Source organism: Segatella copri, assembly GCF_051861805.1.
GTDB lineage: Bacteria > Bacteroidota > Bacteroidia > Bacteroidales > Bacteroidaceae > Prevotella > Prevotella copri_M.
Window position 1 is genome coordinate 3,129,036 of record NZ_CP146520.1, and the last position, 22,319, is coordinate 3,151,354.

General features: G+C 50.3%; 13 protein-coding genes and 1 pseudogene. 9 read left to right on the forward strand and 5 right to left on the reverse strand.

Going from position 1 to position 22,319, the window contains the following annotated elements:
* Positions 1-30: 30 nt before the first annotated feature.
* Positions 31-942, reverse strand: coding sequence for a radical SAM/SPASM domain-containing protein (locus V8Z93_RS12410; RefSeq protein ID WP_439431686.1), 912 nt, complete (start codon positions 940-942; stop codon positions 31-33).
* 378 nt (positions 943-1,320) lie between these two features.
* Between V8Z93_RS12410 and V8Z93_RS12415 the strand changes: the two genes are divergently transcribed.
* Positions 1,321-2,649 carry an inositol-3-phosphate synthase gene (locus V8Z93_RS12415; RefSeq protein ID WP_203041820.1) on the forward strand — a complete coding sequence of 443 codons (1,329 nt, stop codon included), beginning with the start codon at positions 1,321-1,323 and terminating at the stop codon, positions 2,647-2,649.
* A gap of 179 nt (positions 2,650-2,828) precedes the next feature.
* Positions 2,829-3,314 (forward strand): low molecular weight protein-tyrosine-phosphatase, encoded by a 486-nt coding sequence (locus V8Z93_RS12420; protein WP_437183092.1) that lies wholly within the window; start codon positions 2,829-2,831, stop codon positions 3,312-3,314.
* Positions 3,315-3,402: 88 nt separating this feature from the next.
* Here the strand turns inward: V8Z93_RS12420 and V8Z93_RS12425 are convergent, their stop codons facing one another.
* Together V8Z93_RS12425 and mnmA are read right to left on the reverse strand one after the other, a co-directional pair.
* Positions 3,403-5,880, reverse strand: a complete 2,478-nt coding sequence (locus V8Z93_RS12425; protein ID WP_439431687.1) for a TonB-dependent receptor — start codon at positions 5,878-5,880, stop codon at positions 3,403-3,405.
* 170 nt (positions 5,881-6,050) lie between these two features.
* On the reverse strand, positions 6,051-7,178 hold the full coding sequence (mnmA, locus tag V8Z93_RS12430) for a tRNA 2-thiouridine(34) synthase MnmA (protein ID WP_439432857.1): 1,128 nt from the start codon (positions 7,176-7,178) through the stop codon (positions 6,051-6,053).
* Positions 7,179-7,577: 399 nt separating this feature from the next.
* Here mnmA and V8Z93_RS12435 point away from each other — a divergent pair, with 399 nt between their 5' ends.
* From V8Z93_RS12435 to V8Z93_RS12445, 3 genes are all read left to right on the forward strand, one after another.
* On the forward strand, positions 7,578-9,266 hold the full coding sequence (locus V8Z93_RS12435) for a putative transporter (protein ID WP_439431688.1): 1,689 nt from the start codon (positions 7,578-7,580) through the stop codon (positions 9,264-9,266).
* Between the two features lie 9 nt (positions 9,267-9,275).
* Positions 9,276-10,736, forward strand: a complete 1,461-nt coding sequence (locus tag V8Z93_RS12440) for a threonine/serine ThrE exporter family protein (protein WP_203041828.1) — start codon at positions 9,276-9,278, stop codon at positions 10,734-10,736.
* 134 nt (positions 10,737-10,870) lie between these two features.
* Positions 10,871-11,782, forward strand: coding sequence for a LysR family transcriptional regulator (locus tag V8Z93_RS12445; RefSeq protein WP_439431689.1), 912 nt, complete (start codon positions 10,871-10,873; stop codon positions 11,780-11,782).
* A gap of 278 nt (positions 11,783-12,060) precedes the next feature.
* Here the strand turns inward: V8Z93_RS12445 and V8Z93_RS12450 are convergent, their stop codons facing one another.
* Entirely contained in the window at positions 12,061-12,963 is a 903-nt protein-coding gene (locus tag V8Z93_RS12450; RefSeq protein ID WP_439431690.1) for a DMT family transporter, read from the reverse strand.
* 297 nt (positions 12,964-13,260) lie between these two features.
* Here V8Z93_RS12450 and V8Z93_RS12455 point away from each other — a divergent pair, with 297 nt between their 5' ends.
* From V8Z93_RS12455 to V8Z93_RS12470, 4 genes and pseudogenes are all read left to right on the forward strand, one after another.
* A complete protein-coding gene (locus V8Z93_RS12455; protein WP_439431691.1) occupies positions 13,261-14,130 on the forward strand; it encodes an aldose 1-epimerase family protein in 870 nt (289 codons plus the stop codon).
* Positions 14,130-16,109: an OPT family oligopeptide transporter gene (locus V8Z93_RS12460; RefSeq protein WP_439431692.1), complete on the forward strand. Its 1,980-nt coding sequence runs from the start codon at positions 14,130-14,132 to the stop codon at positions 16,107-16,109. The genes V8Z93_RS12455 and V8Z93_RS12460 overlap by 1 nt, the downstream gene beginning before the upstream one ends.
* Before the next feature lie 1,456 nt (positions 16,110-17,565).
* Positions 17,566-18,135: pseudogene (locus tag V8Z93_RS12465) on the forward strand (HU family DNA-binding protein); the annotation flags it as partial.
* Between the two features lie 279 nt (positions 18,136-18,414).
* A complete protein-coding gene (locus V8Z93_RS12470; RefSeq protein WP_238405158.1) occupies positions 18,415-18,510 on the forward strand; it encodes a smalltalk protein in 96 nt (31 codons plus the stop codon).
* A gap of 132 nt (positions 18,511-18,642) precedes the next feature.
* On the opposite strand, the gene V8Z93_RS12475 is transcribed toward V8Z93_RS12470, so the two are convergent.
* Positions 18,643-22,317, reverse strand: a complete 3,675-nt coding sequence (locus tag V8Z93_RS12475) for a hybrid sensor histidine kinase/response regulator transcription factor (RefSeq protein ID WP_439431693.1) — start codon at positions 22,315-22,317, stop codon at positions 18,643-18,645.
* Positions 22,318-22,319 lie beyond the last annotated feature (2 nt).

Genomic DNA, 22,319 nt, shown 5'->3' on the forward strand with positions numbered 1-22,319 from the left:
TTTTTTTTAAGATTTATATATTACTATTTTTTATTTTTCCGAGCTTCTGGCTTTTCCCCTGAAGCTGTTGCCAGCCAGGGCTGATTCGCAGTTCTGGCAGAGTTCTTCTGAAGCCGTGTGATGCTTGAAGCCATCTATCAGCGCCTGCGCCCGGGGCGAAGCGAGAATTTCTTCGAGAGATTGATGCAGAAGATTGCCCAGCACCACATCGCCATCGTGGTCGAGGCAGCAGGGCACGAGGCTTCCATCGGATAGGACGCCTATCTGCTTGATGAGGGCCTTGCAGAAAAGCTGCTTCTTTTCTTTTTGGGAATCAGAAGAAGATTGCTCCTCAGATTTTCCTTCAGATTTCTCCTCAGATTCCTCCCCAGCCATAGGCCATTCGAATTTCCGGTCGAATTCCAGATAGAGATGGTCAGCGAGGCGGAATCCGTCGGGGCGTTCCTTCCAGGGTTTCGGCACGTATTGCTCTATGAGCCTCATCACCTCCTCGTTTTCCAGGTCTCTTCCGCCCTGGTTCCAGAGTCGGAGCACCATGCAGGTGCCCTTTTCGGCTGCCTGCATGGAGAAATTCATCACCTCCTGCATGTAGCTTGCCAGTTCGCCCCGGGCATTACTTTCGTGTGAATGCAGCGAGAGCTGGATTTTATGGGGCAGGGCATCGAGCAGCGGCAGGCATCGATGGAGCAGGGTTCCATTGGATGTGAGCACCGTATTGAACCCCTTTTCGTTTGCCATCCTCACGAACTGCGGCAGCAGCGGATGGAGCAGCGGCTCGCCCATCAGATGGAAATAGAGGAAGCACACCTTGCCCCTCACCTTATCCGTGATGAGATTGAACTCCTCTGCACTCAACTGCCTCTTCCTGCGATGATGCTTGGGGCAGAAATCGCAATTCAGATTGCAGGTATTGGTTATTTCGATGTAACAGCGGTCTATCATATTTTCTATTTTATCATTAACTCTAAATCTTCTTACCTGCAAAGATACGGCAAAAAATAGAAAAACGAGAAAATATTCAAGAAAAAAAACATCTTCCTACATTTTGTCACAAAATCAATCCCCTTTTCCTTCAAATTATTGCCATTTTTACCATTCCAATGCTAATAATCTCGAATCCAATGCTAATATTTCTAAATTTCATGAAGAATTTCATCAAAAACTACACTTTATCCATCAGTTTTCATTATCTTTGCAATCAGAAAAGCGACATTCGGCTATCGGGGAAGGCACTCTTCCACCTTATCCGATGGAACAATTCAATCAATCAATTCAAAAAAAGTTTAGAAGACTTAAATAACTGTTTAATAACTGTTAGTAATGGAACAAAACAATGTAAAGCCAGCTGAAGGTAAGCTGGGTATCATGGTCGTAGGTTGTGGAGCCGTAGCTACCACATTCATGACAGGTGTTTTCATGGCTCGCAAGGGACTTGCAAAGCCAGTAGGTTCAATGACTCAATACGATAAGATTCGCGTGGGCAAGGGGGCAGACAAGAAGTATCTGCACTACAAGGACATCGTGCCTATCGCCGACCTCAACGATATTGTTTTCGGCACTTGGGATGTTTATCCTCAGAATGCTTACCAGGCTGCCATGTATGCCGAGGTTCTGAAGGAGAAGGACATCAACCCTGTGCGCGAGGAACTGGAGAAGGTGGTGCCTATGAAGGCTGCCTTCGACAAGAACTACGCCAAGCGCCTGGATGGCGACAACGTGAAGGACTGCAAGACCCGCTGGGAGATGGTAGAGGCGCTGCGCCAGGACATCCGCGACTTCAAGGAGAAGAACGGCTGCGCACGCATCGTTGTAATCTGGGCTGCTTCTACTGAAATCTACGTACCGGTGGACATGGAAATCCACGGCACACTGGCTGCTCTCGAGGCTGCGATGAAGGCCGACGACCGCCAGCACATTGCTCCATCCATGTGCTACGCCTACGCTGCCCTTACCGAGGGTGCGCCTTTCATCATGGGTGCGCCTAACACCACAGTTGATATTCCAGCCATGTGGGAACTCGCAGAGAAGACCAAGATGCCTATCGCAGGCAAGGACTTCAAGACAGGTCAGACCCTGGTAAAGAGCGGTTTCGCTCCTATCATCGGCACCCGCTGCCTGGGCTTGAACGGATGGTTCTCAACCAACATTCTGGGCAACCGCGACGGTCTCGTTCTCGATGAGCCAGCCAACTTCCACACCAAGGAGGTGAGCAAGCTCTCTACCCTGGAGACTATCCTGAAGCCAGAGGACCAGCCAGACCTCTATGGCCACGGCAACGCTGAGGACACCCAGTATTACCACAAGGTTCGCATCAACTACTATCCACCACGCAACGATAACAAGGAGGGTTGGGACAACATCGACATCTTCGGATGGATGGGTTATCCTATGCAGATCAAGATCAACTTCCTCTGCCGCGACTCAATCCTTGCTGCTCCATTGCTGCTCGACCTCACTCTGCTGAGCGACCTTGCAGCCCGTGCTGGCCGTTACGGCACCCAGCGCTTCCTGAGCTTCTTCCTCAAGGCGCCAATGCACGACTACACCAAGGGCGAGGAGGCTGTGAACAACCTCTACCAGCAGTACACGATGCTGAAGAACGCCATCCGCGAGATGGGCGGTTACGAGGCTGATGAGGAAATCGACTAATTTTTTTATTAGTAATACTCCCCCTTTTTCCCGATAGAGACAGATTCCTGTTCTTTATCGGGATTTTTTTTGCCCTTTCTTTTTTTAAAAGGAAATAAAAAAGAATGGAAAAATCTTGCTTAATAAAGATTATTATACTAACTTTGCAAAGAAAACAATAAATATTAGATTTTAAAATCATGACAAAGAAAGGTAAACATACGGTATTATTCATTTGCCTGGGCAACATCTGCCGTTCGCCTGCAGGCGAGGGCATCATGAAGAGCCTGGTGGAGAAAGCAGGGCTGCAGGATGAGTTTGAAATTGATTCTGCGGGAATTGGCAACTGGCACGTGGGTCAGCTGCCTGATAGCCGCATGAGAAAATGCGGAGCTGAGCATGGCTACAACTTCAACAGTCACGCCCGCCAATTCCAGAAATCAGACTTCAAGAAATTTGAAACCATCGTGGTAATGGACAACGAAAACTATCGCGCCATCACCTCTATGGCTTCCTGCCAGGCAGATAAGGACAAGGTGGTTCGCATGGCCGATTTCCTGACGACTCATCGTGAATACACCAGCGTTCCCGACCCGTATTACGGCGACTACAGCGACTTTGAACTCGTCATCACGCTGCTGGAAGATGCCTGCCAGGAGTTGCTGAATAGTATTATGAATCAATAGGAAATACAGAAAAGGCTCATCGGAGAAAATGCCGATGAGCCTTTTTTATTTATCTGTAAACATTAAAAGCTTATTTTATCAGTAAGCATTAAAAGCGGAAACTTACATCCACGCCACATTGGAATGGATTGCCACGCTGGGCAAAGTATTCACGCTTGCCCGTAGCCGCATTATCCACGGCAAAGGTGTTGTAATTGGTGTCCGTAAGGTTCTTGCCCCACAGATTCAACTGCACCTTGCCCAAATCGAAGGCCACGTGCGCACCCAACACGGCATAAATATCCTGACCATAACTGTTGGCGTTATCCCAATAAATTTTGCCCTGCATGTTGACGTTGGCACCCAGAACCATGCTGCGCAAGAGACTGGAATCAAACTGCAGGCGATAATCCACCATCGCCGAGAGAGTGTGCTCCGGCACGTAAGGCACCTTCTTATCCTTGTAGCTCACGGACTTATCTCCTTCTCTATCCGTGTATTCGTCAAACTCAGCTCGGGTGTAACCATAATTCAGCATCCAGTCGAGATTGCCGTTGGCAAGCTGTCCGCGCAGGGCAGCCTCGATGCCGCAGCTGTGGCTCTTGCCGGCATTCACCATCATTCTTCCGAAACCGTAGTTGCCAGCCATCACGGAGAGCTGCTGGTTCTTCACCTTCATGTAGAAGGCACCCAGGTCGAAATGGAGCGCATGGTCGAAAAGATTGAGATGGGCTCCCACCTCGTAGTTCCAGGAAACTTCGGGCTTGTACGAAATCGTCTGGTTCACCTTTTCATAATCTTCCGGCGTATGAGGCACGTCGTAATCGCCACGCATCGCCTGCTGGCGGTGGGCATTCAGTTCGGTTTGCAGAATGTCGCTGAACATCTGAATATTGTATCCTCCGGCACGATAGCCCTTGCTCACGGTGGCGTAGAGATTGCTCTGCTGGTCATCGAGCTGGTAGGTGATTCCTATCTTTGGCAAGAGCTGGCTGTAATCATCTTTCGCCTTTCCATCCAGGGCACTCTTCAGGGTAAAGGTGGCCTTCTGCCCCATCATGTTTGCCGTCATCGCCATGAAGGCAGCCGATTGGTAATGGATGCTGGTGTGCATCAGGTCGTAGCGGATGCCGAGCGTAGCCACCAGTCGGGAGGTGAGGTTGAAATTGCTCTCGTGATAGAAGCCCAGGTTGGTTTGCGGCGTATGGTAAACGCCCGGAGCACCCATGCTCACCGCCATGCTGATGCCGCCCGCCTTCTCTATCGCAGCCGCCGCAGCAGCATTAGCCGCAGCCTCGGGCATTCCCTTATCCATCATCGTCTTCACCATCAAAGCATGGATGGCGGAATACATCTGCTGCTGAATGCCGTTGCCTATCGGCGTGGTCATCGCCTTATCGAAGAACACGGGACCATTGGTCTTCAGCCATTGACGGGAGAAGAAGCCGCCCACGGCCCAATTCCAGAATCCGCCCACGGCACGATTGCTCTTGAAGGAGAGTTCCTGGGTGAAGGAGTTCTGAAGCTGCTCCTGCAGGATTCGCATGTAAGGGGCTGAGAGATAATCCTGATCCATGAGCATGCGGTCTTTCAGATACTGGTAGCTGGTGACGGAAGAGAAGTCGAAGCCTCTGCCCGAATAGCCCAGTTTGAAGCCCGAGATGAGATTGTTTCTTCTATAGGTGCCTGGGAAGGTAGAGGCAGGAAGATCAGCCTTTCCGGTTTCCAGGTTCAGCTTGCCATAAGGAAATCCATTCTGGTCTACGTATTGGTAATTGGCAAGCACATCCATCTTCCAGCCCGAATTGAAGCGAGCCTTGAGCTGCAGTTTGCCGCCAGCCTCATCGTATTGGTCGGAGCGTTCGCCCGTAAAGGTGTTTCTGAAAAAACCTTTTTCTCCCTCGTAGAAGCCCGCCAGGGAAAGGGCGAGATGATTATTGAACTTATGATAATGGGCTGCCTCTACATTGCGATAATACTTGCTTCCGTAGCTGAGCTTTACCTCAGAGCCTTGATAATCAAAGGGATTGTGGGAATACATTTTTACCAATCCACCCTCCGTGTTCTGGCCGTAGAGGGTTCCCTGAGGACCACGGAGCACATCCACCCTACTCAACTGGTAGTTGTGGAGATTGAAAGCCGACTTGCTCATCACGGGGATTCCATCGAGATAGAGTCCGATGGCAGGACTGTTAACGCGGCTTCCGATGCCTCTTACGTAAACTGAAGAAGAGAGTCGGCTGCCGTAATTCGGCATCACGAAATTAGGAACAAAAAGTGAAAGGTCTCTCAAATCAGAGGCTCCCATTTTCTTCATCAGCGAGCTGCTCATCGAAGTGCTGCTGAGTGCCTGCTGGCGGAGTCGCATCACCTCCTTGGGTTGTGAAACAACCACCACTTCGTCAATATCAAATACCTTGCTGCTATCCGACAGAGTTGTATTTTCGGCATGGGCAGCAGTTGGGGCTGCATCGGCCTTAGCAGCCGCAGTTGCAGCATCGCCCGCATGAGCTACAGTTGCTGCATGAGCCGATACTGGCAAGACGATGCCGCAACCCGCCATCGCCATCATTACGATTCGATTCATTTTATCTTGTTTTTTATTATTTTTCCGTTATCATTCTGAAATCGGGTGCAAAGGTAAGAAGAAAATGAAAAATGGGGAATCCCCATTAATTAGGAAATCCCCATTTTTCGAAATTCAAGAAGAAAAAGCTCCACCGTAATCTCATTTAACTACAGTAATCTCGCCTTATATTACACCGTAATCTCTCCCGAACCATAGCAGCGATGATGGTTCTCATCATACACTACGCAGAACTGACCGGGAGCCACGCCGTGAATCGCCTCCTCTGAATGAATCATCCATCTGCCATCTTCGAGCTTTTCGATAGTAGCAGGATGATACTCCGGCGTATGGCGAATCTTGAACGTTACTTTCTGCATCGCCACCTCGCGGGTGAGGAAATGGAAATCCTGAAGGGGGAAATCCTGCTTGTAAGCCGACTGAGGGTCGTAACCATGACTCACATACAGAATGTTGTTCTCCACATCCTTCTTAATCACGAACCAAGGACCGCCGCCGAAGCCCAGACCCTTGCGCTGGCCGATGGTGTGGAACCACAAACCCTTGTGGCCGCCGATGCGCTTGCCCGTCTCCATCTCAATCACATCGCCCGGCTTCTCGCCCAGGTATCGGCGGATGTAATCGTTATAGTTAATCTGCCCCAGGAAGCAAATTCCTTGACTATCCTTGCGCTTGGCATTAATCAAATGTTCTTCTTCGGCTATCTCACGAATTTCATTTTTAATGTGATGACCGATAGGGAAAATCGCTTTTCGTAATTGCCAACTCTCTATCTGAGCCAGAAAATCGGTCTGGTCCTTCACGGGATCAGGACTCGTTACGAGCCATTTGTCGCCGTTCTCATCCGTTTCGGTCTGCGCATAATGACCTGTGGCGATGAGGTCGTAGTTGTGCCCCATCTTCTCATCGAAGGCACCAAACTTGATGAGCCTGTTGCACATCACATCGGGGTTCGGAGTGAATCCCGCCTTCACCTTATCCATGGTATAGCGAGTCACCTCGTTCCAGTATTCCTGATGACAGTCAATCACTTGCAGTTTGCAGCCATACTTGCGTGCCACGGCTGTAGCCATCTCCAGGTCTTCCTCAGAAGAACAGTCCCATTCCTCCTTCTCTTCCGGTCCAATCTTGATGTAGAAGCAGTCAGGATGCAAGCCCAGACGGGCAAATTCCCACACCACCACCGAACTATCTACGCCGCCCGAAAGCAGCACGGCAATCCTCTTGTCCTTCACCTCGGCAAGAAACTGCTCGTCTCTGGTCTCCAATTCCTTTTCTCTTGGAGTATCTGTTATCATCTTATCCATTTATTATTCGATATTTACTATTCTATTTTCAATTCAATTTTCCAATAACTAAATCTGAAGGCAAAGTTACAATAAATTCCGCAAAATAGCACCTACTTTCTCATAAAAATCTATTATTTTCCCGAAAACTTCTCCTTTTCCCAGCAAAATCCCCATCCATCCGCTTTATTTTCTATCGAAAATGCTTATAGCAGAAATCGACTCATTCCAACGCCAATCCTTTTTTGCTTTCGATTTTATCCATACCTTTGCAATCGAAAATCAGAGATATGCGAGTATAGTAAAATACTACAACAAGCATAGAAGATGGCGAAAGTAGTTATGGTAGAAACCAATAACATATAAAAGAAGAAATAAAAACAAGAAATCAATAACATATAAAAGAAGAATATGGATATCTTAAAAAATCTGTTTTATGGCTTCCCTGACCTATGGGGAGGCGGAGTAGCCCACTCCGTGCTGATCTTGGCGTTGGTCATCACCCTGGGCTTGAGTTTAGGAAAGTTGAGAGTGAAGGGTGTTTCCCTGGGATTGGCTTGGATTCTCTTCATCGGCCTCATCTTCGGTCACTTCTCTCTCAATCTCGATGAGCATCTGCTCCACTTCCTCAAGGAGTTCGGATTGATTCTCTTCGTCTATTCCATCGGTCTGGAAGTAGGACCAGGTTTCTTCGCTTCGTTCAAGAACGGCGGCAAGAGTCTCAACCTGCTCAGCATCATCGTGGTGGCATTGAGCATCGTTACCACCCTCGCCATCTTCTCGTTCTCGGGAACATCCATCACTTCTATGGCTGGTATTCTCTCGGGTGCCGTTACCAACACCCCTGGACTCGGTGCTGCCCAGCAGGCATTCAGCGACCTGCGCCACATCGATGCCCCTTCTATCGCAGCCGGCTACGCCATCGCCTACCCTATGGGTGTGCTCGGCGTTATCCTCTCCTTTATTATATTAAGGTATGCGTTACGTATTAATAAGAGCGAGGAGGAAGCTGCTGCCAAGCGCGGCATGGGACACCTGGAGGCGATGACCCTGAACACCTTCTCCGTGCAGGTGACCAACCAGATGGTATTCGGCGACACCATTAAGCAGATGAGAGAAATCTTGAAGCGCGACTTCATGGTTTCCAAGATTATCCGCAAAGATAGCGATAGGCACGATGAGGTGGTGAACGGTCAGACCCGGATTAACGAGGGCGATATTCTGCAGATTGTTGCCAACCCTACCGTAGTGGAGCCTGTCATTGCCCTGCTCGGCAAGAAGGTACAGGTGAGCGAGGAGAAGTTTGGCGAGGATTTGATTACCCGCCGCATCCGCATCACCAAGCCAGGCATCAACGGCAAGAGCATCAGCCAGTTGCAGATTCGTTCAAACCTCGGCGCCAACATCACCCGTGTCAACCGCAACGGTGTGGATTTGATTGCCACTCCACAGCTGAAGCTGCAGTTGGGCGACCGTGTTACCGTGGTGGGTACCGAGCTTGCCATCGCCCATACCGAGAAGGTTTTGGGTAACCAGATGAAACGCCTCAACTACCCTAACCTGATTCCTATCTTCCTGGGCATCATGCTGGGTTGCATCGTGGCAAACATCCCATTCTTCATCCCTGGCATCAACGAGAACCTGCGTCTCGGATTGACCGGCGGTCCTCTGGTAGTTGCTATCCTGATAGGTTACTTCGGTCCGAAGTACAACCTCGTGACCTACAACACCATCTCGGCCAACCTGATGCTCCGCGAAATAGGCATCTGCATCTTCCTGGCTTGCGTGGGACTGGGCACCGGCGAACAGTTTATCCAGACCGTGGCTTCAGAAAGCGGAATGACCTGGATTCTCTACGGCGTTGCCATCACCATGATTCCAATCATCATAGGCGGCATCATCGGAAGATACGTGTTCCACATCAACTATTACACATTGCTCGGAGTATTGGCAGGCGCCAACACCAACCCATCTGCCCTGGCTTACGTGCGTGAGCAGACTTCGGCAGATGCACCATCTGTGGGCTATGCGAATGTTTATCCATTTGCCATGTTCCTCAGAATCGTAACTATTCAGATTATCATTTTCGTATTCGGATAAATTAAATATATGGAAGAAAAAAACATGAAGACCTGCGACTGCGCAGAAAAAGGTATTGACAACTGCAACTGCAAGGAAATAGCAGAAACAGAACTGAGAAGAAAACTCGACTTGTTGTTACGCACCGGCAGCATCCTTATGGAGAGTGCTGCCGACACATCGCGCATCATGCGAACGATGAAGCGTGCAGCAGCTTTCCTCGGACTCGACGAACGCTACATGCACCTCTACATCAACTGGAATGTGCTGATGGTGAACTATAGCGACGAGGAACATTCCTTCTCCAAATTCCAGCGCTGCGAGAAGCACGGCATCAACCTTACCTCCATTTCGCAGGTAAGTAAGCTCACCTGGACAGCCATCAAGGAAAACTATTCGCTCGAACAGTATGAACAGGCCCTGAACGACATCAAGGCTACCCCACGCAGCTTCACCCCATGGCAGGTGGCAATAGGCGGCGGATTTGCCTGCGGCGGATTCTGCATCCAGTTTGGTTGCGACTGGCCAGCGTTCTTCTTCTGTTCCCTGGCAGCCATCCTGGGCTTCCGCCTGAGAATGTTCCTGCCTACCAAGGGCTGCAACAACTATGTGGCCATCGGAATTTCGGCATTCGTGGCAACGCTGATTGCGTGGCTCACCTCGTTCCTTTCGCTCGACCCATCCATCGCAGCCGCCCTTCCGGGCTTCATGCATTCAGATACCCCTTGGCACCCGTTGATGGCGTGCGCCCTCTTCATCGTGCCGGGAGTTCCGCTGATCAACTTCGTGAGCGACATGCTCGACGGCTACATCGAGGTGGGAATGGTTCGTGCTCTGAACACCCTGCTGATGATCTTTGCCATGGCATTCGGCATTGCCTTTGCCATCCAGGTTTGCCACATCGACAACTTCGTGAAGGATCTCACCATGACTCCTCACCACGAATACTGGGAGTTCGCCATCGCGGCAGCCGTATCAGCCATGGGCTTCTCTACCATCTTCAGCATTCCAAGACGTCTGTTGCCAGCTGTGGCTGTGGGCGGCATCATCGCCGTTTGCTTCCGCAACTTCGTCAACCTGGGTCCATCCAACGGCAACATCGGTCTCGACATGGGCTTGAGCATCGGTTCGCTTGCCGGTTCTGCGCTCATCAGCGTCATCGTCATCAAGGCACGCCACTGGTTCCACACCCCTCACCAGTGCATCACCATTCCTAGCGTCATCCCAATGGTACCTGGAGTTTTGATGTATCGTGCCCTGTTTGCCTTCATCGACATGCACGGCGTGGTAGGCGAGGTAACCGTGGGAATGAACAACCTGATCAAGGCTTCGCTCGCCATCATCTGCATCGCCCTGGGTGTTGCCATTCCTAATGTATTCTTCCGTCGCTTCATCGCCGACAACCGCAAGCGCAAGCTCCTCAACATGCTGGTGGAGAGAAAGAAGAAGAATGGCGAATTCGTGGATTTGCACGAAGTGGAAATCAAGTAAGATAGTTTTTCATCTTCCACATCGAAACATACGGATTACAAGATTTATCTGATTATTTTGCCCGAAAGCAGGGCTAATTAAAATAAAAGTTTTATCTTTGCACGCGTAATTATAAGACTAGTGAAATAAGGAAAATGGAAATACGACAACTCAAATATTTTCTGAAGGTAGCCGAGACGCTCAATTTCTCGGAAGCATCACGCAAGCTCTACATCACGCAGAGCACCCTCTCGCAGCAGATTTCGCATCTGGAACAGGAAATAGGCTTGCCGCTCTTCGAACGTAACTCGCACGAGGTTTATCTCACCGAGGCAGGAAAGGAGCTTCTTCCCTATGCCCAGAATGCCGTAAACTGCACCATGGCTTGCGTTGACCACATGAACGACCTGAAGGAGATGCTCACCGGCGAACTGAACATCGGCGTTACCTACTCCTTCAGCAACATCATGGCAGAAACGCTCATCGCCTTCCTCCATGCTTATCCTCACGTGAAGCTGAACATCCAGTACCGTTCGATGCAGGAACTGATGGATGGCCTGAAAAAGCGTGAACTCGACCTTGTGCTTGCCTTCAAGCCAATCAAGACCGACAAGGCGATAGACAGCCGTGCCATCTTCAGCAACCGCTTGGCGGCGATTGTGAACGAGAATCATCCCCTGGCGCGTCTTTCATCCATCAAGCTCTCTGAGCTGGAGCGCTACGACCTCATCCTTCCATGCAAGGGTCTGCAGGCCCGCAACGCCTTCGACTATCTGATAGACGGCAAGGACCTCGACTTCAAGATTATGGTAGAGGTGAACAATGTGAACATCATCTTCGACCTCTTGCATCGCAGCAACCTGGTAACGGTGCTTTCTGAATCCACCACCATCCTGGAGAAAGGCATGAGAGCGATTCCGCTAGATGCTGCCGACAACGAGATGGATGGCTGCATCCACATCCTGAAGGATGCGTACATGAAGAACTCGGCGCAGGAGTTCATCCGCATGCTGAGCCAGAGCACCAGCATCCTCGCCAACTTTGCGCTGAAGGATATTCTGAGATAATTGAAGTTTCGCAAGTTTGCTCCACACGCCCTGAAAGGGCAGAAGCACCTAGCCCAGGGCATCGCCCTGGGTAAACAAGGAATCAGCAATGCGCCCTGTAAGGGCAAAAGCATCATTCATTGTCTGAATCCTTAACCAAATAAAGAAGAATAAAGGGAAAGATTATAATTCAATCTTGCAAGGCTGTCTCCGATTTCATTGCGGAGGCAGCCTTGATTCGTTTTATTGCCAGCCTATCTTCATCCTCCCCTGATGAGCATTGGTAGCGGAACGCTATCTTATTTCTTCCTGGCTATGATTATCGTGACACCTGCAAGGATGGCGAGGATGCCGATGGCAAGCTGAAGAGAGAAACTCTCGCCGAAAATGCAGACACCGATGATGACCGCCGTTACAGGCTCCAGGGCTCCCATGATGGCGGCTGGCGTGCTGCCGATGAGATTGATGGAGATGGTCATGAAGAAAAGCGACAATACCGTTGGCAATAATGCAAGCTGGGCGGCATAAGCCCATTGCTCCGGAGTTTGCAGCATCTGAATCTTCTCGCCCGCTATGAACGAATATATGAGCATCGTGATGAGTCCGAACACCAGGATGTAGAAGGTGAACTTGATGTTCGACATGCCCGGATTCTTCCACTGATTCACCGAGATGATGTAGAGCGAATAAAGCAGCGACGAACACATCACCAGCGCAAAACCAGCCGTGCTCAACTTGTCGTTGCCGTCGCCTTGATAGAGCAAGCCCACTCCCGATACAGCCAGCAGAATGGCGAGCGTGGTGGTCCACGTCAACTTCTCATGGAAGAATACCGTCATCAGAATCGCCGTCATGATGGGATAGACGAAGAGGATGGTGCTGGCTATTCCCGCCGCCATGTAGTGGAAACTTACGTAGAGCGAAGCCGACGAGAGGGAGAACATACAGCCCAGCGTGGCAAGACGGATCATGTGCCCCCACTTCACCTTGAAACTCTCCTTGCGGAACAGCATCACCACGGCAAACATCAATACCGCCAGGAGATAGCGATAGATGAGCACCGAACTGGAATTGAATCCGTCACCATAGAGCACCAACGTGCCCAAAGGATTTGTACCATAACACACGGCAGCTACAACGCCCGCCGCAAAGCCTTTCACTTTATTACTGCCAAAGCCTTTCACTTTATTACTGCTTGTCATTTTTAATTAAAATGCTTTTTTACTAATTACTAAGTTTTTTCCTATACCTTATTATATATGATATGTATCTATCTATAATTATATATTAATATGTTTCTATTTCTATTGGCTTGCAAAAGTACTGCAAATTTTCGAGATAAACTAACAAAATCGGATAAATATCTTCCATACACAGAGAAAAACTCCACATTTCTTGTTCTTTACAAAAATAAATAGTACCTTTGCAATATCTTTGCATTAAAGAATACAAACAAAATAGAATCAGAAATATAAACTAAACAATAAACATTTGTAACTATGGAACAGATTAAAAACGATCAGCTCACCGTTGAGATTTCATCTCTCGGAGCAGAACTTCAGAGCATCAAGGATGCTAATGGTAATGAATATCTCTGGGATGGCGACGCCAAGTACTGGGGGAAAAGATCTCCTCTCCTCTTCCCTATCGTAGGCGGATTGTGGAAGGATACCTACCGCATCGGCGACAAGGAATACACCCAGCCTCGCCATGGCTTCGGTAAGCTCGTTGACTTCCAGCTCGTAGGCAAGACCGGCGACCGCCTTACCTTCGCCCTCATCGACAACGAGGAGACTTTCAAGAACTATCCATTCCACTTCAACCTCGCCGTTTCCTATCGCCTTGCCGGCAACGAACTCCACGTTATCTGGCACGTTGAGAACACCGACGATAAGGTGATTTACTTCCAGATTGGCGGTCACCCGGCATTCAATGTGCCTGGCTGCAAGAAGGGAGAAAAGCTGAAGGCTTTCCTCAAGCTCGACAACGAGGCTCCTACCCGTCTCTTCGCAACCATCGGCGGATGCGTTGACCCTAACGCCCGTGAGACCGTAGAGACCGACAACGGAATCCTGGAGGTAACAGACGAATCATTCGCTGACGATGCCTACATCTTCGACAAGAGCCAGGTGAAGAAGGTTACTCTGCTCAACGAGAAGGGCGAGCCACACGTAACCGTAGAGTTCAAGACTCCAGCCGTGGGTATCTGGAATCCGGGCAACCACGCTCCATTCGTCTGCATCGAACCTTGGTTCGGCACCTGCGACTGGGCTGAATACACCGGCGAGTTCAAGGATAAATACATGATGAACAGCCTGCAGCCAGGTGCCAGCTTCATGAGTGAATACATCATCAGAATAGAAAAATAATGGAAGAAAAAGATAATATGCAGCTCCCCGAGAACGCATTCCGCGAACTCAAGGACGGGGAGGAATACAAGCCGCTGATGTCGCCAGACAAGGTTTATCCAGAGGTAAACGGATGGTCGGTGACCTGGGGCATCGTGATGGCCATCATCTTCTCTGCCGCCGCTGCCTATCTGGGCTTGAAGGTGGGTCAGGTGTTCGAGGCAGCCATCCCTATCGCCATCATCGCCGTGGGCGTAAGCACCGCCACCAAGCGCAGCAAGGCGCTGGGCGAGAACGTCATCATCCAGAGCATCGGAGCCTGCTCGGGTGCCGTGGTAGCAGGAGCCATCTTCACCCTGCCAGCCATCTACATCCTGCAGGCTAAATATCCGGAGATGACAACTTCGTTTATGAAGATTTTCATGGCTTCTGCCCTGGGAGGCGTGTTGGGAATCCTGTTTCTGATTCCTTTCCGCAAGTACTTCGTAAGCGATATGCACGGTAAATATCCGTTCCCTGAAGCCACTGCCACCACGCAGGTGCTGGTGAGCGGAGCCAAAGGTGGCGACCAGGCTAAGCCCCTGCTCATCGCCGGACTGGTGGGTGGTCTTTACGACTTCATCGTAGCCAGTCTGGGATGGTGGAACGAGAACTTCACTTCCCGTGTGGTAAGTCTGGGATGCGACCTTGCCGACAAGGCAAAGCTCGTATTCAAGGTGAACACAGGTGCAGCCGTATTGGGATTGGGTTACATCATCGGATTGAAATACGCCTTCTACACCTGTCTGGGTTCGCTCGTGGTATGGTGGCTGATAGTGCCAGGCATGAGCGTTATCTTCCACGACAGCGTGCTCAGCGCCTGGGATCCCAGCATCGTGAAGACCGTGGGCGAGATGAGTCCGGAGGAAATCTTCCGTGCCTACGCCCGCAGCATCGGTATCGGCGGTATCGCCATGGCAGGTATCATCGGCATCATCAAGAGCTGGGGCATCATCAAGAGTGCCGTAGGACTTGCCGCCAAGGAACTGAAGGGCAAGAGCGATGTGGATGAGAACGTGAAGCGCACCCAGCGCGACATTTCTTTCAAGATCATCGCCATCGGTTCGCTCGTCACCATCCTCATCACCTTCCTCTTCTTCTGGTTTGGCGTGATGGATGGCAATCTGCTCTTCGCCATCATCGCCATCCTGCTGGTGGCAGCCATCGCCTTCCTCTTCACCACCGTGGCAGCCAATGCCATCGCCATCGTGGGTTCCAACCCTGTATCGGGAATGACCCTGATGACGCTCATCTTCGCCTCTGTGGTGATGGTGGCAGTAGGCTTGCGAGGTCCTGGCGGAATGCTTGCCGCCCTGATTATGGGTGGTGTGGTCTGTACAGCCCTTTCGGTGGCAGGTTCGTTCATCACCGATTTGAAGATTGGTTACTGGCTGGGTACTACGCCTAAGAAGCAGGAGGGATGGAAGTTCCTCGGCACCCTGGTGAGTGCGGCTACCGTGGGCGGCGTGATGATGCTGCTCAACGAGACCTACGGATTCGCTTCCGGCTCTCTGGCTGCTCCTCAGGCGAATGCGATGGCTGCGGTCATCGACCCTTTGATGAATGGTGTGGGTGCGCCTTGGGTGCTCTATGGCATCGGTGCCCTGATAGCCATCGTGCTTACCTACTTCAAGATTCCAGCCCTGGCTTTTGCCCTGGGTATGTTCATTCCGCTGGAACTGAACGTTCCGCTGCTGGTAGGTGGTGCCATCAACTGGTATGTTACTTCACGCAGCAAGGATGCCAAGGTAAATGCGGAGCGTGGCGAGAAGGGTACGCTCATCGCCAGCGGTTTCATTGCCGGTGGAGCCTTGATGGGTGTGGTCAGCGCCCTGCTGAAGTTTGGCGGCGTTGAGGCCAGCATCGCAGACAGCTGGTGGGCTAACCCAATGTCAGAGGTTTGCTCGCTCATCGCCTACATCTGCCTGATAGGTTTCTTTATCAGAGCAACGAAGAAATAAAAAGATTGATTTTCGGAAGAGATTGATTTTCGGAAGAAAAGATTTTAAAAGATAAAAAGTCGGGACATACGATTGCATGTATGATTCCCGACTTTTTTGTTATGATGCACCTGATTCGATATTTAAAAATATCGTATTTACTAACACTAAAGTATTCAAGTTTCGCAAGTAGCATCCTGCCGTCCCCGAAGGGGGCGAATGTGAATAACCGCGGGTGGAATGACCGAAGGGAATGGAACCTGCGGATAGTAACAGATTCTCTCTTATCGTCCCCGAAGGGGGCGAACAGGGGCAAGACTGGATGTGGTTCGCCCCCTTTGGGGACGCTTTCTCCCTACTATTGGTTGTCCGCAGGTTCCATGACCTTCGGTCATTCCACCAGCGGTTATTGAAAGTTGGCCCCCTTCGGGGACCGGAGGTTACTTGCGAAACTTGAATAAAAAAGATGTAATATGTAACTTTGCAGCACAAAAAAATGAGAAATAACTTCAAAAAACATGGGCAAAGAGGGATTTATTGCATTTTTAAACAAAACCAAAACATCAAAATATTATATTCCGTTCAATATCCGTTTATCCTGCATATTTTCAGCTATTTATAAAACATGCTTATGTTATCTTTGTTATGAAAGATTATATTATCTAAACAAAAGACGCAAAAGAAAAGAAATAGTTTTTCGCAGAATTATGAGCAGAAAGTGGCTCTCGGAGCTATGAAAATGTGCCTCCGATGGCACTTTTCACCCCTACAGAAGGGTAAAAAGAGAGGGGCAAAGGAAGGTTGGAGAGGGCTTGAAAAGCTATTTTTTAGAACATATTTTACATTATTCACAAGAGTGAGAGGAAGGAAAAAGGGAACAAGAAGAGAGATAAATCCCCTTAAGCCCCCCTTACCGGAACATAAAGCAAACTATCAAACGAATCAACAATAGTACATAACAGACTAATTATCAGTAGTTTAATTTTAACAAAAGCTTTCAGAAATAGTTTTCTTCAGAAGTTCTATCCGGTCATTTCCGGTCATGGTCATTTTCGGTCATTTTGGTTTCGGGGGCGCTAAATCCCCTTATAGTATAATATAAATATATATTTATATTATACTATAGAACAAATGACCAAGTTCCATTTGAAAATGACCGAAAATGACCATGACCGAAAATGACCGGGGGAAATGAACATGCAAAAATAGCATTTAGTTAAATTGCAGCATATCAATCACTTACGCCATTTTTACCATCTTATTTCCGTAAAAACTTGATTTCGGCTTTAAAATTTCGTATCTTTGCACCGGCGATCGAAAGAACAGCCTTTTGTGCCTCAGGGCGGTCATCATAGAAGACCGCAGCGGGTCTTAAATGATGGCAGGCGCCGGTCATCTATTAAGACCCGAAAAAGCACAGAAAACGGGGCTTTCTGGGTAGTTGTGATTTTAACGAACTCATTAAACACAAACGAGTATGATTAACTACAGCATCGTAATGCGCAGCGTGAACGCAAACCTTTTGGAGATCAACCAGGCAAAGTCACGCATCAACCAGGCTAAGCAGGAGGGTAAGAATCCCGACCAGAAGGACCTCGACCTCGTGAAGACCGAGAAGCAGAATGCGTTCGCCATCTCGCAGTACACCGATGTGATGACCATCGAGAAGTTTGCCAAGCACATCACTTCTCACGGCAGTGTGTATTCTAGAGCTGACATCAGCGCCATCCTCTACATGGCAGTGGACTGCATGAGAGAGATGCTGCTCGAGGGCAAGAAGATTCGTCTGGGCGACCTGGGTGACTTCTCCGTGCTGCTCAGCTCCAAGGGCGCAGAGTCTGCCGACAAGTTTACGGCGCAGAACATCAACCAGGTGAAGGTTCAGTGGGAGCCTGGCAAGGAGTTCAAGAACCTGCTCGACGACGCCGAGTTCAACCTCGTGGCTAGCCGCAGCGCTCAGGCTGCCGTGCTCAAGGCCATCAAGGATGGCAAGAGCACTGTTGACCTCAATGCTCCTATCGACCCTGATGGCGGCGACGACGGCAACGGCGGAAGCACCACTACTGGCGGCGGAAGCAACGCTGGCGGCAGCGGAACCACCGGCACCGAGGGCAGCGGAACCACCGGTTCTGAAGGCGACAACAAGGGTGATACGGGTACTTCCGGCGGTAACACCGGAGAGGACAAGGGCAACACCGACGCCGGTTCTACCGGCGGCAACGAGCACATTACTCTCTAGCCTATAGAGTTCCAGCCCCCACACGGCTGGAACTCTCCCCCCATCAACCGCATTCATTAAATCGTAAAAACCATAACAAAGAAAAAGATGATGAAAAAGGAAACCTGGAAAATGGTGATTCAGATAGCCATCAGCATTCTGACGGCTATCGCAACCTCGCTCGGCGTAACGAGCTGCATGTAAGCTAAAAAAGAAACTGAAAAGAAAAGCAAGAGGGTGTGTCATAAGCCACATCCCATACGCCCTGGGCTAAGAGCTTTTGGGCTTTCAGCCCGTCCTCGGCTGCCATTATTTAGACTTATGACACACCCTCTTTTACAGCAGATTCACATACTCTGCCGGCTTCATGCCATACTGCTTCTGGAAGCACTTGGCAAAATAGCTGGAACTGCTGAAACCGGTCATTTCGCTCACTTCGCTGATGCGATACTTGCGCTCCTGCAACAGGCGGGCAGCCGTGCTGAGACGTATCGCCTGTATCAGTTCGTTAGGCGTTACCGCCAGCAGCGTCTTTACCTTATTAAATAAGGAGCTACGACTCATGCCCAGCTTATCTGCCAGGAACTGTACATTCAAATCCGGATTTGCAAGATTGTCTTTTATCAGCTTCTCCAAATCCACCAGGAACCTGCGCTCTGGAGGATAATTCTCTTCCTCTGCTGCAGATGATTCCGCCGAAGAGGCAAAAGATACAAATTCTGCTGATGGTCCTGCTGATGGTCCTGATAATAGTCCAGCAGATGGTCCTGCAGAAGAATCTGCAGAAGAAGCCTTAGCTGAATCCCCGGCGGCTGTTTCCTTCGGGAATCGGAATATCAGCGTTCGACGCATTTCTATCAGCTGGTTCACACTCGCCACGAGATACTTCATCGAGAACGGTTTGGAGATGAAAACATCGGCTCCGCAAATCTTGCTCTGAGCCTTGCTATCCTCATCGGTCTTCGCCGACAGCATGACGATTGGCAGATGGCAGATACTCTTGTTCTGACGCACCTTCTGGCAGAATTCTACTCCGTTCATCACAGGCATTATCCAACTGGTGATAATCAGACTCAGCTCATCGTGCTTAGACAATATACGCAACGCCTGCACGCCGTTATCTGCCACCAGCATTCTGTATTCTCCTGCCAGAGAGTTTACGATGTAATCTCTCATGTCCTTATCGTTCTCCACTACCAGGATGGTAGGGCGATTGTCAATTGGAGCCACAGGAGCTGGCTTAGAGACTGAAGTTGAAGCTGATACAGAAGCAGAAACTGCCGATGATTCAGCCGATGATTCTTCTGATGATTTTTCCGATGATTCAGCCTCCATCATCTCTACCTTGTTACCATCAAGCAGCTTGTCTACGAGAACCAGCATTCGCTGGGAATTGCGGCTGAAAACATCTATCAAACCATCCATCTCGTCGACGTACTTCATATCATCCTTATTCATGCGATTCTTCTTCGAATCATCATCCTTCATATCATCCTCCATCAATCCTTCCTTCACTTTCTGCCACTTCTCCTTCAGAGCATCCAGCGGACCGAGTATCAGGGTGAGCGGAATGCGGATTTCGCGGGCTACCATAGCGAAGAACTGCAGGCGAGCATCGCGCAGCTCCAACTCCTTCTTCTCAGCCAGGCTGTCCAGCTCCTGCTGATGGCGAAGCTTCAGCTTCTTCCATTGGTACCATACGAGCAGGCCAATGAGAAGCAGATAGATGAGCTTGGCTGGCAGCGACCACCAGAATGGCGGATGCACCACTATCTGAAGCGTTGCCTCGTCCTCAGACCACACGCCGTCGTTGTTGGTGGCCTTCACACGGAAGGTGTAGCTGCCAGCTGGCAGATTGGTATAGGCGGCACGGGGTTCGTGGGTGGTGGTCCATTCGTCGTCGAATCCATCGAGCTTATAGCTGTAGAGATTCTTCTCGGGAGAGACATAGCTCAGTGCCGAGAACGAGAAGGTGACGGCATTTTCATCGTGAGAGAGGCTGATTTCATCTACCTTGTCCAATGCCTCGGGAAGCTTATCGGAGCCCACCTCCATGCGCTTGTTGAAGAGCGAGAGAGAAGTGATTGCCACGGGCGGCGCTATACGGTTGAGCGTAACCTGCTGCGGACGGAAGGCGTTGAAGCCCTGAGTAGTGCCGAAATAGATTCTGCCATCGGACGACAGAAGACAGGAATTGGCAAGAAACTGGTCGCTGGTCAATCCGTCGAAACGGCAGAACTTCTGCACCGGCTTGTCCTCGGAATACTTCACGATGCCCTTGCCCGACGACAGCCACATGCTGCCCCGGGCGAAGAGAATGGACTTGAAATCCTGACTTGGAGCATCGACGGCGATGCGGCGGAAGGTATCGCTGGATGGCTGATATTCACACAATCCCTGAAGGGTGGCTACGAAGAGGCGCCCCTTGCCGTCGGTCTGAATGCTGTTTACCTGGTTGCTGCCCAGCGAGCAGGTATCCTTCTCATTGTAGAGATACTGCTTCCAGGTGTTGTTGCGACGAAGACACCAGAGTCCGTTTTCCTGGGTAGCAAACCAAAGGTTGCCCTGACGATCCTCCTCCATATCAATGGTAAGGCCGTTGAAGAGTTTTACTCTTCTGAACTCCTGCTTCTGATCATCAAGCAGGAAGGCACCCAGCATGGATGTGGCCCAGAGACGGTGTTTCCTGTCGCGGAAGAAATAGTAGCAGCTGCTGCTCAAGACATAGCTATCCATCCTGACGGGCGTCTGCGCCCCCGTAGCTATATTCATCCTGATGATGCCCCTGCCATAGGTTCCCACCCACAGGTTGTCGCCATCCACGAACAGCGCATGGGCGTTGTATTTCGCCATCTCCTGCTTGCCTGGGAAATCAACGAAACTGTCGGTCTGCGGGTCGTAGCAGTCGAGGCCTGCATCGTCGGTGGCTATCCAGATGCGATGGCGGGCATCCTCGGCAAAGCGGCTCACCACGCTACCCTGCAGTCCGCCTAGGGTAGGGAAATACATGTCAAACCGGTTGCGCATGGCAGAAGACGGGATGTAGTTCACACCACCATAGTAGGTGCCTATCCAAAGACCATCTTCCCTATCCCTCATGATGCCATATACAAACCGCTCGGCAGTGCGGCGTGCAGGATTCTCCACCTCCGACAGCATGCGCCACTGGTTGGTCATCCTGTCATACTGCACCAGTCCATCATCGCTGCCAACGAGCACATAGCGGCTGTCTCCATAGAGCTTGTGAATGAAGTTCATGCCGTTGCCCGGCACAGGGGGAATGAGGAGTTTGGCAAAGCCGTCGTTGCTCACACGAAAGAGTCCTTCCTTCCAGGTTCCCACCAGAATGCTGCCATCTGCATTTGCCAGCATCGCCATTCCCCTAAGCTGGGTAGCATCTCCCTTCAGGGCGAAAGGCTTGAAGTTGTCGGCAGTTTTCTGAAGGCGGAAGAGCGAAGCCCCTGCCTCGAGGCTGAGCGCCCACACATGGCTGTTGACATCAATGAGCACGCAATCTACGCTGCCCCTGCTCGCCTTCATGGGATAATGGTGACAGTAATGGCTGGTAAGGTTGAATTTGAAGATTCCCTGGGTTCCGGTGGAAATCCATGCATTATGTTCCCCATCAACAACAATATGGTTGACGGAGGAAGTAATCTTTTCATCGAGCTTCTGAAATTGTTCGGTGGTGAAACTGAAGAGGAAGACTCCCTTAGAGGTTCCCACCAGGAGACCTTCGTCAGAGACAGCAAGTGCCAGGATTTCCTGGTTGAGCTGCATGGCGGCATTGTAGTAGGTGATTACCTGGTAGCCGTCGTAGCGGCAGAGTCCGTAATCGGTGGCTAGCCATACAAAGCCGTTTTTATCCTGCACAATGCTCTTCACGGCATTGCTGGGCAATCCCGTGTTCATAGTAATGGAGCGCATTTGCGGATTTCCGGTCATATTCCTGCCCCATGAGCTGGCGGGCGCCATTGCCATGCAAAGGGCGCCAACCAAGATTATCATCATTT

Bases quoted from the DNA above. Each gene is read 5' to 3' on its own strand.
- V8Z93_RS12425 (WP_439431687.1), bottom strand. From the start codon at position 5,880: ATGAATCGAATCGTAATGATGGCGATGGCGGGTTGCGGCATCGTCTTG.
- V8Z93_RS12445 (WP_439431689.1), top strand. From the start codon at position 10,871: ATGGAAATACGACAACTCAAATATTTTCTGAAGGTAGCCGAGACGCTC.
- mnmA (WP_439432857.1), bottom strand. From the start codon at position 7,178: ATGATAACAGATACTCCAAGAGAAAAGGAATTGGAGACCAGAGACGAG.
- V8Z93_RS12440 (WP_203041828.1), top strand. From the start codon at position 9,276: ATGGAAGAAAAAAACATGAAGACCTGCGACTGCGCAGAAAAAGGTATT.
- V8Z93_RS12455 (WP_439431691.1), top strand. From the start codon at position 13,261: ATGGAACAGATTAAAAACGATCAGCTCACCGTTGAGATTTCATCTCTC.
- V8Z93_RS12450 (WP_439431690.1), bottom strand. From the start codon at position 12,963: ATGACAAGCAGTAATAAAGTGAAAGGCTTTGGCAGTAATAAAGTGAAA.
- V8Z93_RS12435 (WP_439431688.1), top strand. From the start codon at position 7,578: ATGGATATCTTAAAAAATCTGTTTTATGGCTTCCCTGACCTATGGGGA.
- V8Z93_RS12420 (WP_437183092.1), top strand. From the start codon at position 2,829: ATGACAAAGAAAGGTAAACATACGGTATTATTCATTTGCCTGGGCAAC.
- V8Z93_RS12460 (WP_439431692.1), top strand. From the start codon at position 14,130: ATGGAAGAAAAAGATAATATGCAGCTCCCCGAGAACGCATTCCGCGAA.
- V8Z93_RS12410 (WP_439431686.1), bottom strand. From the start codon at position 942: ATGATAGACCGCTGTTACATCGAAATAACCAATACCTGCAATCTGAAT.
- V8Z93_RS12415 (WP_203041820.1), top strand. From the start codon at position 1,321: ATGGAACAAAACAATGTAAAGCCAGCTGAAGGTAAGCTGGGTATCATG.
- V8Z93_RS12475 (WP_439431693.1), bottom strand. From the start codon at position 22,317: ATGATGATAATCTTGGTTGGCGCCCTTTGCATGGCAATGGCGCCCGCC.
- V8Z93_RS12470 (WP_238405158.1), top strand. From the start codon at position 18,415: ATGATGAAAAAGGAAACCTGGAAAATGGTGATTCAGATAGCCATCAGC.